The organism is Serpentinimonas maccroryi (assembly GCF_000828915.1).
Lineage (GTDB): Bacteria > Pseudomonadota > Gammaproteobacteria > Burkholderiales > Burkholderiaceae_C > Serpentinimonas > Serpentinimonas maccroryi.
In genome coordinates, this window is the sequence record NZ_AP014569.1 from 880935 (window position 1) to 894037 (window position 13103).

A 13103-nucleotide genomic window follows, 5' to 3' on the forward strand; every position below is an offset into this window, starting at 1 on the left:
ACACTCTGCTGCTTATGGATAAACCCGAACTGGCGCAGCAGGCGCTGGCCTGCTACGACCGGCTGTTGCAGCGCGACCAGCGGCTGCGGCCGCGGCCGGGGCAGCGCCTGATGGCCGAACAAGTGGCGCAGACCTTCAGTCAAGCCGATCTGGGGCCGTTGGAGGCCTCGCAGGCTTTGCCCGGGGTGGAGCCGCAGCGGGCCTTGGCCGTCATCCAAGCCGGCACCGGGGTGGGCAAATCGCTCGCCTACTGCGCGCCGGCGCTGGCGCTGGCGCTCGAGCGCAACACGCGCGTGCTCATCAGCACCGCCACCGTGGCCTTGCAAGAGCAACTGGTGCACAAAGACTTGCCGGCCCTGGTGGCGCAGTTCGAACAGCCCATACGCTACGCCTTGGCCAAGGGCCGCGGCCGCTACGTGTGCAAGCTCAAGCTGGAGCGCCGCTTGGCTGGCTTGGGGGCTGCGCGGGGCAATGACGCCGCCGCCGACGAGGATTTGCACGAGGACGATTGGTTTCTCGAGGCGCAGCCACCCCAGCCCGGGGGCAGCAGCGACGTGGACACCTTGCTGGCCCTGCAAGCCGATTTGGCCAGCGGTCGCTGGAGCGGCGACTTCGATGACTTGAGCCAGCCCCCTGCAGGCCTGCTGTGGCAGTCGGTGGCGGTGCAAGCCAGTTCGTGTGCGGCGCGCCATTGTCCGGTCTATGGCCAGTGCAGCTATTTCGAGCAGCGCAAGGAGTTGGTGGGGGCGCAGGTGATCGTGGTCAACCACGACTTGTTGCTCAGCACCTTGGGCTCGCGCACCTTGCCCGATCTGGACAACTGCCTGCTGGTGATCGACGAGGCGCACCACCTGCCGGCGGTGGCCTTGGAGCAGTTTGCCAGCCGCATGGACTTGAGCCGCTTGGGCTGGATCGAGCGCTTGGCGCAGCGCGCCATGCGCGCCGGCGCCACATTGGGGCTGGCAGAACTGGCCGGCGTGCACGAACAAGCGGCGGCGCTGCGCCAAGCCATGCAAGAGCTGGCGCGCTGGGTGGTGCAGCAGCATGGCCCCGAGTTGAGCGCGGCGCCGCGGGAGTCTGCTGGCTTTGGCCTGCTGGGCGCCCATGCAGCGACTCGCCCTGCCGCTGCGGCGGCTTTGGGGGCGGTGCCGGCTGGCTTTACACCCGAGCGCGTGGCCCGGCTCAGCCAAGGCCAAACCCCCGCTGCGTTGCTGCAGACCTTGGAGGCGCTGCAGCGCAGTTCGGGGGCTTTCATCGACTCGTTGCGGCTGCTGGCCAAGGCGTTGCGCGCCGAAATGCGCGATCAGCCGCAGCAGTCGCGTCAGCTGGCGACTCTGTACGCCCAGTTGGGCAGCCTGACGCCGCGCCTCGAGGCCGCGCACGAGACTGCGCGCTTGTTTTTGCAGCAGCCCAGCCTAGGGGACGAACCGGTCGCCAAATGGTTCAGCGTGCAGTCTGCGGGGGCCGATGCGGCGCTGATGGCGCACGCCAGCCCGACCCTGCCCGGCAGCACCTTGCGCCAGCACCTGTGGGGCTCGGTGCGCGCCGCCGTGCTGACGTCGGCGACCTTGAGCAGCGGCGGGCGTTTTGATTATTTTTTGCGCGAGTCTGGGCTGGAGCACGACCCAGACGCTTGCACGCTCGAAGTGCCCAGCCCCTTCGACTTCAGCCGCCAGGGGCGACTGGTGCTGGGCGGCACCCGCGCCGACCCCAAAGAGGCCAGCGCCTTCAACGCCGAGCTGGTGTGCAGCCTGTTGCAAGATCTGGCCGCAGTGCGCCACGGGGCGCTGGTGCTGTTTACCTCGCGCCTGCAGATGCGGCTGGCTTGCGAGGCCCTGCCGACGGCCCTGCGCGCGCGGGTGCTGGTGCAAAACGAGCTGCCACGCCAGCGCCTGCTGCGCTTGCACGCCGAGCGCGTGGCGGCTGGGCAGCCGTCGATCATTTTTGGCATGCAGTCTTTTGGCGAGGGCCTGGATTTGCCGGGCCGGCTGTGCGAGGACTTGTTCATCACCAAACTGCCCTTTGCCCCGCCCGACGACCCGGTGGGCCAAGCGCGGGCCGAGTGGCTGCGCGCTGCTGGGCGCGACCCGTTTCAAGAGCTGGTGCTGCCCGCGGCGGCGATCCGACTGGCGCAGTGGGTGGGGCGTGCCATCCGCACCGAAGACGACCAAGCGCACGTGGTGTGCTACGACCGGCGCTTGCACCAAAGCAGCTACGGGCGCCAGCTGCTGGCGGGCCTGCCGGGCTTTGAGCGCATCGTGCGCGCGCCGCTTCAGCCGCTGCCAGAGCCGGCCGAGCGCTAACCCGGGCGCTTGCCCCAGCGCACGGGGCGGGAGGGCTTTAAGCGCTCGCCGGCGGAAAACGCCGATACCAAGCGCCATAGACCCAGCAGGCGGCGCAGAACGAAAACGCCCATTCCAGCGTGGCGAACACCACCAGCATGCCCGCCGGCACCATCCACAGCGCGCTGCCCGAGAGGAACAGCGCCAGCGACACGCTGCTGGCGATGAACAAGATTTTGTTGGCAAACATTTTGGCCCCAGCGTCTTCGAGCTTGCCGGCGCAGTTGGCGCGCAGCATCAGCGCTTTCCAGAGGTGGTGCGAGGGGCAGCGGTGGTGGCCGAAGAAGCCGCGCACCAAGCCCAAGGCGACCAGCAGCGCCATCAGCCAAGCGAAATTGAACGCCAACGCCAGCGCGGCGACGGCAAAGGTGAGGAAGGCTTCGAGGCGGATCACGTTGGACCAGACTTGGGGGACGTCGAAACGCAGCATGGAATACTCCTTTAAGAAACGGATGGGGGTATTGTAGCGGGTTCTGGCCAGTCGTGCACAGCGGCTGGTGTTGGCGACCGGTTTGTGCGACCGGTTTGGGCGCTGCGGCAGCCCTACAATCGCTGCAAACGGAGTGCAGCAATGAGCATCAAGAGCGACAAGTGGATCCGCCGCATGGCCGAACAGCAGGGCATGATCGAGCCCTTCGAGCCGGGGCAAGTGCGCCAAGCCGACGGCAAAAAAATCATCAGCTACGGCACCAGCAGCTACGGCTACGACATCCGCTGCGCGCGCGAGTTCAAGGTCTTTACCAACATCCACAGCACGGTGGTGGACCCGAAAAACTTCGACGCCAAGAGCTTTGTCGATTTCGAGGGCGATTCGTGCATCATCCCGCCCAACAGTTTTGCGCTGGCGCGCACGCTGGAGTATTTCCGCATTCCGCGCAACGTGCTCACCATCTGCTTGGGCAAGAGCACCTACGCGCGCTGCGGCATCATCGTCAACGTCACGCCCTTTGAGCCCGAGTGGGAGGGCTTCGTGACGCTGGAGTTTTCCAACACCACGCCGCTGCCGGCCAAGATCTACGCCGGCGAAGGCTGCGCGCAGGTGCTGTTTTTCGAGAGCGACGAGGTGTGCGAGGTGTCGTACAAAGACCGCGGCGGCAAGTACCAAGGCCAGCACGGGGTGACGCTGCCGCGCGCCTGAGCGGGTTTGCGGGAAGCACCATGTCCGAGCACGATCTGTTCAGATTCGGCCCACTGCCCAGCGGCGAGCCCGAGCTTTCGCGCCCGCGCCGCGACCGGCGCATTGCGGGCCTGCCGCTGCGCCAGACTTGGGATTTGCTCGATGCACCGCTGCAAGGCGCGCGCACCTTCAGCACTGGGCTGTGGCGCTGCGAGGTGGGTGAATGGGCGATCGCTTTCGGCCCGACCGAGCGCGAGGTGTTTACGGTGCTCGAGGGGCGCTGTCGCATCCGGCGCGACGACGGCAGCCACGTCGAGGCCGGCCCCGGGCAAACCATACACATCCCGCCCGGCTTCACCGGTTCGTTTCAGGTGCTCGAGGCGGTGCTCAAGGTTTATGTGATCGTGGAGTAGCGCGGCTCGGCCAAGGGCAGCCGCACGCTGGCGCGCAGCCCGACGCAGCGGCCGTGTTCGTCGAGCCGGTTTTGCAGCTCGATCTGCCCGCCCAGCGTTTGCACGATGCCGTGACAAATGGCCAAACCGAGGCCCGAGCCATGCGGGGCGTGCACCGCAGTGTGAAAGGGCCTAAAGGGGTTGTCGAGCAGATTCTGCGGCAGGCCGCCGCCGCTGTCGTCGATCGTCAGCTGGGCCGAGCTGGGCTCCGGCCCGGCCTGCAGTTCGATGCGCAGTGAGCCCCCTGGCGGTGAGTGGCGGATGGCGTTGTGCAGCAGGTTGCGCGCCAGTTCTTTGAGCGACCACTCGTGCGCGCGCACACGCAGCGTAGAGGCGGTGGGATCGAGCTGCAATTCGAAATCGAGCTGCTTGTCGGCCACCAGCGCGGCCACGTCGAGCGCCACCGCGCGCAGCGCCTCGGCCCACGCCACCACCGGCACGTCGGCTTGGATGCGCAGCTGTTCGATCTTGGCCAGCGCCAGCATCTGGTTGGCCATCTCGGTGGCGCCATCGACGGTCTGCATCATCTCGCGCAGCGCCAGATGGGTATCGACGTCACCGCGCAGGGCCGATTGCAACTGCGTGCGCAACACCGCCAGCGGCGTCTTGATCTGGTGCGAGGTGTCGCGCACGAAGCGCTTTTGGTGTTGCAGCAGATCGCTCAAGCGCGCCATGTGCTGGTTGGTGGCTTGCAGCAGAGGTTGCAGTTCGGTTGGGGCGGCGGCGCTGTCGAGTGGGCTGAGGTCGTTTTCCGGCCGTGCCGCCAAGGCGGCGCTGAGCCGGCGCACCGGCAGCGTGGCGCGCTGCACCACCACGAACACCACCAGACCGATCAGGGCGATCAACAGGCTTTGGCGCCAGAGGGTGTCGAGCAAAATCTGGCGCGCCAGGGTTTGGCGCAGCTCCAGCGTTTCGGCCACTTGGATGGTGGCCATGCCCAGCCCGTACACCCCGGCCACCGGTTGCAACAACACCGCCACGCGCACCGGTTCGCCTTGGTAGTGGTCGTCGTAAAAGTGCACCAGCGCGGCGTACAGGGTGTTGGTGGGCAGCGTGCCGCGCCAAGGCGGCAGGTCGGCAAAGCCCGCTACCATTTCGCCCGAAAATCCGGTGACGCGGTAGTACAGGCGGCTGCGGTTGTCGGCCTCAAAGGCCTCCAGCGCCGCGTAGGTGAGCGAACCCAACAGCCGGTGGCCGTGCAGCGCATCGGGCACCACTTCGAGCTGTTCGCCGATGGCTTTGGCGCTGGCCAGCAGGGTGCGGTCGTAGGCGGTGTCGGCCGCATTCAGGGCCTGTTGGTACAGCACGTAGGCGTTGAGCACCAGAAAAGCCACCACCGGCAACAAAATGCCCAGCATCAACTGGTTGCGCAGCGAGCGTGGGGGTGATTTCATTCTTGCGCCTTGAGCAGATAGCCTAGGCCGCGCAAGGTCACCAGTTCGACGCCGAGGTGGGCGATTTTTTTGCGCAGTCTGTACACCACCACCTCGACCGCATCGGGCAGGACTTCATCGGCGTGGGGAAACACCCGCTCCAGCAATTGCTCTTTGGCGATAGCGCGCCCCGGGCGTTCGAGCAGGGCGCGCAGCAACGCCAGTTCGCGCGGTGCCAGATCGAGCGCGCGGCCCTCAAAGTACACCGCGCTGCTGTCGGGGTCGGCGCGCAGCCCGCAAAATGCGGGCCGTGCGCCGGCGTCGGGCGCGCTGCCAGAGTTTGTGGCGCTGCTCTGGCTGCGTCGGTGCAGGGCGTAAATTCGGGCTTCGAGTTCGTCGAGGTCAAAGGGCTTGGGCAGGTAGTCGTCGGCCCCGGTCTTGAGGCCGAGCACCCGGTCGCCCACGGTGCCGCGGGCGGTGAGGATGATCACCGGGGCCGCAAAGCCGTTTTGACGCGCCTTTTGCAGCACCTGCAAGCCGTCGAGTCCGGGCAGGGTCAGGTCGAGCAGCACCACATCGGGGGCGCTGGCGGCCCAAGCGTCCAAGGCCAGGCGGCCGTCGCCGCACAAGGCCACCGCAATGCCGCGCCGCTGCAACGAGCGCTGCAAGCTGGCTTGCATGGCGGGGTTGTCTTCGATCAGCAGCAGCTTCATGGTGTCAAGGGATTATCGCCGTCTCGCTGGCGCTCGGGGGTCGGCATGGTTTTGCCACGCCATGCAAATCCATGCAAAAGCAGGGGATTCAGGGTAAGTACCGATGGTCTTGACAGCGCATTGACAGCCTGCAGGCCGATCATCGAGGCATTCCAAAACCACCGGAGACTTGCCATGCGCCGCGACACCTTTCTCAAATCCCTGACGGCACTGGCTGCAGCCAGCGCCACCGGCTTGCCGCTGACGGCGTGGGCGCAGTCTGCGCTGCGCATGATGATTCCCGCCAACCCAGGGGGTGGCTGGGATCTGACGGGCCGATCCCTAGGCCAAGCCCTGCAGGACGCCGGGCAGGCGCAGTCTGTGACTTTTGAAAACCGCGGCGGCGCCGCTGGAACGATCGGACTGGCCCAGTTTTACAACGCGCGCCGCGGCGACCCCGATGCCCTGCTGGTGATGGGGGCCGTGATGCTCGGTGGCATCATCACCGGCCGCCCGCCGGTGAGCATCACCCAGATCACGCCGATCGCCCGCCTGACGACCGAGTTCAACGTGTTCGTGCTGCCCGCCGACTCGCCACTGCGCACCATGCGCGACGTGGTCGAGCAGCTGCGGCGCGACCCGGGCAGCGTGAAATGGGGCGGGGGTTCGCGCGGGGCGACCGAGCACGTGGCGGCAGCCCTGATCGCCCGCGCTTCGGGGGTTGACGCCGCGCGCATCAACTACGTGCCGTTTCGTGGCGGCGGTGAGGCCGTGGCGGCCATTTTGGGGGGCAATGTGACCATCGGCGGCAGTGGCCTGAGCGAGTTTTTGCCGCACATCCAGGCCGGGCGCATGCGCGCCATCGGCGTCACCTCGGAGCAGCGCTTGCCCGGGCACAACATTCCGACCTTGCGTGAGCAGGGCATCGACGTGGTGATCGGCAACTGGCGCGGCGTCTATGGCGCGGCGGGCATCACACCGGCGCAACGGGCCGCCCTGACCGAACGGGTGGTGCGCGCCACCCAAAGCCAGGCTTGGCGCACGGCCTTGCAACAAAATGGCTGGACGCCGGCCCTGCTCACCGGGCCAGCCTTCGACGAGTTCGTGGAGCGCGATTTTGCGCGCCTGCGTGCGGTCATGGTCATGTCGGGCATGATCTGAACCGCCCGGACGCACAAACGCCAGCACAAACGCCAGCATGAACGCCATGGAACGCCCGTCGCCTTCGTCGCCCCCCACCCAGCCCGCGCATTCATCGCACTCGGTGGTGCTGCAGGTGCTGCTCTCGCTCGGGGTGCTGGGGGTGGCGGCGCTACTGGCTTACGGCGCGACGCAGATCCCCTCCGAGGCGGGGTATGCGGGCATCGGGCCCAATTTTCTGCCTTGGGTGGTGGCAGCGGCCCTGCTGGTGTGCGGCGGCTTGTTGTTGCGCCAAGCCCTCACGGGCGGTTTTCAGGATCTGGACGAAGCCTCGGGCGCGCCTCGCGCCGACTGGCACGCTTGGGCGTGGGTCTCGGCCGGGGTGCTGGCCAACGCATCGCTGATCGAGCACATCGGGTTTGTGCTCAGTTGCGCCCTGTGCTTCACGCTGGCCGTGCGCGGTCTGCGCATCGCTGAAGGCAAACCGGGTGGCGGCTGGATGGGGCTGTTGCGCGATGCGGCCATCGGCTTGCTGCTGGCGGCCCCGGTGTACTGGCTTTTTGCCCAACTGCTGGCCGTCAACTTGCCCAGCCTGACCGCAACCGGCTGGATCTAAGGCCCCCTTTAGGGCCGCCCAAGGCGGTTCAGGATCATGGAAATTTTCGAGCAACTGATGGGCGGCTTTGCCACCGCCGCGACCCCGATCAACCTGATGTGGGCGTTTCTGGGCACCGCGCTGGGCACCGCCATCGGCGTTTTGCCGGGTCTGGGGCCGGCCGTGACGGTGGCGATGCTGCTGCCCATCACGGCCCAGGTGGAGCCCACCGCCTCGCTGATTTTTTTCGTGGGCATCTACCTCGGGGCCATGTACGGCGGCTCGACGACCTCGATCTTGCTCAACACCCCGGGCGAGACCGGCACCATGGTGACGGCTCTGGAAGGCTTCAAAATGGCCAAGAGCGGGCGCGCCGGCGCGGCCTTGGCCACTTCGGCGATTGGTTCCTTCGTCGCCGGCTCCATCGCCATCGTGCTGCTGACCTTGTTCGCGCCCGCGGTGGCGGATTGGGCGGTGCAACTCGGCCCGCCCGAGTATTTTGCCTTGATGCTGCTGGCTTTCGTCACGGTGAGCACGGTGCTGGGCAAAAGCGCGCTGCGCGGCCTGACGGCCTTGTTCCTTGGGCTGGCGCTGGGGCTGGTGGGCATGGATCAGATCACCGGGCAGGTGCGCTACACCGGCGGCGTGCTCGAGTTCATGGACGGCATCGAGGTGGTGCTGGTGGCGGTGGGTTTGTTTGCGGTGGCCGAGGCGATCTACAACGCCATGTACGAAGGCCGCACCGTCAGCACCATGAACCGCCTGACGCGGGTGCGCATGAACCGCAGCGAATGGAAGCGCTCGTGGCCGGCTTGGTTGCGCGGGGCGGGCATGGGGTTTCCCTTTGGCACCATACCGGCCGGGGGCACCGAAATCCCCACCTTCCTCAGCTACGCCACGGAGCGCAAGCTGGTGGCGCCCCAGCACCGGGCCGAGTTTGGCAGCACCGGGGCGATCGAGGGGGTGGCAGGCCCCGAGGCCGCCAACAATGCCGCCGCCACCGGCACCCTAGTGCCCCTGCTGGCCCTGGGCATACCCACTTCGGTGACCACGGCGGTGCTGCTGACGGCGCTGCAAAACTACGGGCTCAACCCGGGGCCGCAGCTGTTCCAGACCTCGGAGGCGCTGGTGTGGGCGCTGATCGCCTCGCTCTACATCGGCAACGTGATGCTGCTGCTGCTCAACCTGCCCCTGATCCGGCTTTGGGTCAAGCTGCTGCTGGTGCCCAAGCCCATGCTCTACGCCGGCATCATGGTGTTTGCCACGGTCGGGGTCTATGGCATGCGCCAGAGCGCTTTCGACCTGTTCCTGATGTTCGCCGTGGGCATGCTGGGGGTGTTGATGCGGCGTTTTGATTTTCCGATTGCGCCCGTGATCGTCGGCCTGATACTGGGCCCGCTGGCCGAGGCGCAACTGCGCAACGCGCTCTCGATAGGCGAGGGCAACTGGTCGGTGTTCATCGAGCGCCCGCTGTCGCTCGGGCTGCTGCTGATCGTGTTGTTGGTGCTGATCACGCCGCGCTGGCTGGCTTGGCGGCGGCGCGCTTGAGGCGGGTTTAGCGCGGCCAAGCCCGGCGCAGGCTGCCCGGCGGCAGCAGCACCGCCGCAATCGCCACCATGACGCAGAGCACCGCCACACCGTCTTGCCAGCGCGGCCATTCGTTCATGATCAGGGTGGCGCTGGCGGTGCCGATCAGGGGCACGAGCATCACGCTCATGGCGCTGGTGGCCGGCGGCAGGTGGCGCGCGAGCGAAAACCAGATGATCTGGGCAAAGCCATAGTTGAACACCACGCCGTAGGCCAGGCTGATCCACATCGGCACGCTGAACTGGAACTGCGGCCACGGTTCGCTGGCCGCCGCCATCAGCCACATGCAGACGCTGGTGAGCGCCATCATCCAGACGGTGAGCGCCTCGACCGGCAGCGTGAGCTGGGCGCGGCGCATCATCAGCGTGCCGATGGCCCAGCAGATCGCCGCCCCGAGCATGACCACAACGCCAAAGGGGCTGCCGGCGAGATTGCCCCATTCGTCGGCCAGCAGCAAGGACACGGCCAGCAGCACCGCCAGCGCCGCCGCCACGCTGCGCCGCGTCAGGCGCTGGCCAAAGAACAGCGCGCCCAGCAGCACCGTCCAGACCGGCATGGTAAAGCCCAAAATGGCGGCGCGCCCGCTGGCCAGCGCCTGCACGCCAAAGATCGACAGCGTGTGCCAGCCGAGCAGATTGGGCAGGCCCAAGGTGACGATGCTGCGCCACTCCGACGCGCCGTAGGGCACCATGCGCACGCCGCGCAGATAAAAAAACACCGCCAGCCAGAGCGTGCCGCCGGTCATGGTGAAGGCACGGAAATACAGCGGCGTGAGCTCTTGCAGCGAGAGCTTCATCATCGGCCAGTTGACGCCCCACATCAGCGTGAGCGCGACCAGCCCGACCAATTGCTGGCGGCTGAGCATGGGGGCGGTTTAGGTGCTTAAGGGCTTAGACCGCGACCGGCGCCTTGATGGCTGGGTGGTGCTGGTAGTCGAGCAGTTCGAAATCGGCCAGCTCGTAGTCGAAGATCGAAGGCGGGCGGCGCTTGAGCTGCAAGCGCGGGAAAGGGTAGGCCGGGCGGCTGAGTTGCAGCTGCACCTGCTCGAGGTGGTTGTCGTAAATGTGGCAGTCGCCGCCGCACCAGATGAAGTCGCCGGGCTCGAAGTCGCACTGCTGCGCCAGCATGTGCGTGAGCAGCGCGTAGCTGGCGAGGTTGAAGGGCACGCCGAGGAACAGATCGGCGCTGCGCTGGTAGAGCTGGCAGCTCAGGCGCGGGCGCCCCTGCGCCGTGGCCGGAGCCACGTAAAACTGAAACAGCACGTGGCAGGGCATGAGCGCCATCTGCGGCAGCGCGGCCACGTTCCAGGCGCTGACCAGCAGGCGGCGGCTGTCGGGGTTGCTTTTGAGCTGCTGCACGAGCTCGGCGATCTGGTCGATCTGGCCGCCCTCGGGGGTGGGCCAGCTGCGCCACTGCACGCCGTAAACCGGCCCGAGGTCGCCGTCGGGGCCGGCCCATTCGTCCCAGATGGTGCAGCCGCGCTCTTGCAGCCAGCGCACGTTGCGCCCGCCCTGCAAAAACCACAGCAGCTCGACGATCACGGCCTTGAGGTACACCTTTTTGGTGGTGACCACGGGCAGGCCTTCGCTCAAATCGAAACGCAGCTGGTGCCCAAACACGCTGCGCGTGCCGGTGCCGGTGCGGTCGCCCTTGGCCACGCCGTGTTGCATGACGTGGCGCAGCAGGTCTTCGTAGGGGGTGCGGATGGGGCGCGGGCTCATGGGGGGGGATTATCCGGCAAGGGCCGCGCCAGCACCCGCCCGGGGTTGAGCAAGCCCTGTGGGTCCAGCGCCTGCTTGATCTGGCGCATCAGGGTCAGCGCTTGCACGTCTTTGTAGCGCGGCAGGGTGGCGGCGCGCAAGGTGCCGATGCCGTGCTCGGCGCTGATCGAGCCGCCGTGGCGCTGCACGCAATCGAACACCAGCGCGTTGATGTGTGCCTCGTGCTGGCGCAAAAAGGCGGCGGCGTCGGCCCCGGCAGGGCACTGCACGTTGTAGTGCAGGTTGCCGTCGCCCAGGTGGCCGAAGTTGACCAGGCGCGCACCCGGAAGGGCTTGCGCCAGCAGGGCCTCGGCCTCGGCGCAAAAGGCCGGAATGCGCGAGATCGGCAGGCTGATGTCGTGCTTGGCGTTGAGCCCTTCTTGCGCTTGCGCCAGCGGGATGCTCTCGCGCACGTGCCAGAGCCGCTGCGCCTGCGCCAGCGATTCGGCCAGCACGGCATCGCCAGCGCAACCCTGCTGCAGCGCGCTTTGCAGCAAGGACTGCAAGCGGGCCTGCATCTGCGTTTCAGAGTCCGCGCTTTCGCTCAGCTCGATCAGCACGCAGTAGGGCCAATCGGGCCACAGCGGCGGGCGCAGCGCGGGCAGGTGCTGCGCCACCAGTTGCAGCGCCAGTTGGCCCATGAGCTCAAAGCCGCTCAAGCCCGGACCCAGCGTGCGCTGCGCCAGCGCCAGCAGCTCCAGCGCAGCGGGCAGCGAGGGCACGCCCACCCAGGCGCAGCCTTGGGCCGCCGGTTGCGGCTGCAGCTTGAGCGTGGCGGCGGTGATGATGCCTAGCGTGCCTTCGCTGCCGATGTAGAGGTGGCGCAGGTCGTAGCCGGTGTTGTCTTTGCGCAGGCCGCTCAGCCCGTGCCAGATGGCGCCATCGGGGCACACCACCTCGAGCCCCAGGCATAGGTCGCGTGCGTTGCCAAAGCGCAGCACCTGGGTGCCGCCGGCGTTGGTGGCCAGATTGCCGCCGATGGTGCAGCTGCCCTCCGAAGCCAGGCTCAGCGGCAGCCACAGGCCGGCCTCGGCTGCGGCCTGCTGCGCCGTTTGCAGCACGCAGCCGGCCTCGAGCGTGAGGCTGTGGTTGGCCACATCGAGGGCGCGGATGCGGTTCAGGCGCCGGGTGCACAGCAGCACCTCGGTGCCGCTGGGGTCGGGCACGCCGCCCAGCACCAGCCCGGTGTTGCCGCCTTGGGGCACGATCGGGGCCCCGGCGGCGGCGCAGGCGCGCACCACGGCCGCCACTTGCGCCGTGCTGCCCGGGCGCACCACGGCGCGCGCGCGCCCGCGCTGGCGGCCGCGCCAGTCGCGCTCGAAGGGCTCGAGTTCGGCTGCTGGCGCGTCGGGGGCCAGCACGTGGGCGGCGCCGACGCAGGCGCGCAGGGCCTCGAGCAAGGGGTCGGGGGTGGGGCCGCTCATGGGGTGCAGGGGCGGGTCGCCGGGTGGGTTATGGGCCGGATCATGGGCCTGATCATGAACCCGCCGGACCGCCCTTGCGCTGGCCGGGATCGTCCGCGCCGGCCTCGGCCACGCCAGCTCCAGATGCACTTGCCGCCTGAGCTGTTTCCTGAGCCGCCGTCGCATCGCGCATGGCCTTGGCTGCTTGCAGCCGCAGCTTGATGTGCATGGCGCAGGCTGTGAACAGCGCCAAGCACAGCAGCACCTGAATCGTGGCCAGCGCTTGCGACCAGCCGGCTTCGGTGGTGGCGCGCACCACGCCCTCGAGGAAGTAGAGCCACACCAGCAGGCTCACCCAGCGGTAGGTGTACATGCGCAGGCGCAGCAGGCCCGGCAGCGGCAGCAGCAGCGGCAGCACCTTGAGCGCCCACCACGAGCCACCCTCGCGCAGCGGTGCCAGCCACAGCTCCCAGGCCAGGCCGAGCACGATCAGCGCCAGCACGCTGGCCACGGCGATGAACCGCGTGCGCCGCGCAGCAGCCGAGGGTGGGGTGGATACGAGCGCCAGGTGCGCGGCAGTGCCGTCGAAATCGGGGGAGGGGCTTGGGTTCATGGAGTGGGGCATGGACGGTGGCATGATAG

Annotated in this window: 13 protein-coding genes; 6 read left to right on the forward strand and 7 right to left on the reverse strand. The window is 67.8% G+C overall.

The features are described 5' to 3' along the window. Positions 1-14 precede the first annotated feature (14 nt). Entirely contained in the window at positions 15-2303 is a 2289-nt protein-coding gene (dinG, locus tag SMCB_RS04155) for an ATP-dependent DNA helicase DinG (RefSeq protein WP_045535286.1), read from the forward strand. Positions 2304-2340: 37 nt separating this feature from the next. Here dinG and SMCB_RS04160 read toward each other — a convergent pair whose 3' ends face one another. Continuing rightward, positions 2341-2772, reverse strand: a complete 432-nt coding sequence (locus SMCB_RS04160; protein ID WP_045535287.1) for a DUF4395 family protein — start codon at positions 2770-2772, stop codon at positions 2341-2343. A 141-nt stretch (positions 2773-2913) separates the two neighbouring features. Between SMCB_RS04160 and dcd the strand changes: the two genes are divergently transcribed. Continuing rightward, positions 2914-3480, forward strand: a complete 567-nt coding sequence (gene dcd, locus SMCB_RS04165; protein ID WP_045535289.1) for a dCTP deaminase — start codon at positions 2914-2916, stop codon at positions 3478-3480. A 20-nt stretch (positions 3481-3500) separates the two neighbouring features. Further along, entirely contained in the window at positions 3501-3872 is a 372-nt protein-coding gene (locus SMCB_RS04170) for a cupin domain-containing protein (protein WP_045535291.1), read from the forward strand. Here SMCB_RS04170 and SMCB_RS04175 read toward each other — a convergent pair. Together SMCB_RS04175 and SMCB_RS04180 are read right to left on the reverse strand one after the other, a co-directional pair. Next, positions 3854-5305 carry a sensor histidine kinase gene (locus SMCB_RS04175; protein WP_045535297.1) on the reverse strand — a complete coding sequence of 484 codons (1452 nt, stop codon included), beginning with the start codon at positions 5303-5305 and terminating at the stop codon, positions 3854-3856. The genes SMCB_RS04170 and SMCB_RS04175 overlap by 19 nt on opposite strands. After that, the gene (locus SMCB_RS04180) at positions 5302-5997 is read right to left on the reverse strand and encodes a response regulator transcription factor (protein WP_045535299.1); all 696 of its coding nucleotides are present in this window, start codon (positions 5995-5997) and stop codon (positions 5302-5304) included. The genes SMCB_RS04175 and SMCB_RS04180 overlap by 4 nt, the downstream gene beginning before the upstream one ends. Positions 5998-6171: 174 nt before the next feature. Between SMCB_RS04180 and SMCB_RS04185 the strand changes: the two genes are divergently transcribed. From SMCB_RS04185 to SMCB_RS04195, 3 genes are read left to right on the forward strand one after another with little or no spacing between them, the layout of a single operon-like run. Then, the gene (locus tag SMCB_RS04185) at positions 6172-7137 is read left to right on the forward strand and encodes a tripartite tricarboxylate transporter substrate binding protein (protein ID WP_045535301.1); all 966 of its coding nucleotides are present in this window, start codon (positions 6172-6174) and stop codon (positions 7135-7137) included. Positions 7138-7183: 46 nt separating this feature from the next. After that, positions 7184-7732: a tripartite tricarboxylate transporter TctB family protein gene (locus tag SMCB_RS04190; RefSeq protein ID WP_420834898.1), complete on the forward strand. Its 549-nt coding sequence runs from the start codon at positions 7184-7186 to the stop codon at positions 7730-7732. Positions 7733-7768: 36 nt separating this feature from the next. After that, a complete protein-coding gene (locus SMCB_RS04195; protein WP_045535303.1) occupies positions 7769-9259 on the forward strand; it encodes a tripartite tricarboxylate transporter permease in 1491 nt (496 codons plus the stop codon). A gap of 7 nt (positions 9260-9266) precedes the next feature. Here the strand turns inward: SMCB_RS04195 and SMCB_RS04200 are convergent, their stop codons facing one another. From SMCB_RS04200 to SMCB_RS04215, 4 genes are read right to left on the reverse strand one after another with little or no spacing between them, the layout of a single operon-like run. Next, the gene (locus SMCB_RS04200) at positions 9267-10163 is read right to left on the reverse strand and encodes a DMT family transporter (RefSeq protein WP_045535305.1); all 897 of its coding nucleotides are present in this window, start codon (positions 10161-10163) and stop codon (positions 9267-9269) included. Between the two features lie 25 nt (positions 10164-10188). Then, a complete protein-coding gene (locus SMCB_RS04205) occupies positions 10189-11019 on the reverse strand; it encodes a thymidylate synthase (protein ID WP_045535307.1) in 831 nt (276 codons plus the stop codon). Next, positions 11016-12482: an FAD-binding oxidoreductase gene (locus tag SMCB_RS04210; protein ID WP_045535309.1), complete on the reverse strand. Its 1467-nt coding sequence runs from the start codon at positions 12480-12482 to the stop codon at positions 11016-11018. Before SMCB_RS04210 ends, SMCB_RS04205 begins: the two co-directional genes overlap by 4 nt. 52 nt (positions 12483-12534) lie before the next feature. Then, on the reverse strand, positions 12535-13074 hold the full coding sequence (locus SMCB_RS04215; protein ID WP_231851246.1) for a DUF2069 domain-containing protein: 540 nt from the start codon (positions 13072-13074) through the stop codon (positions 12535-12537). Positions 13075-13103: the final 29 nt, after the last annotated feature.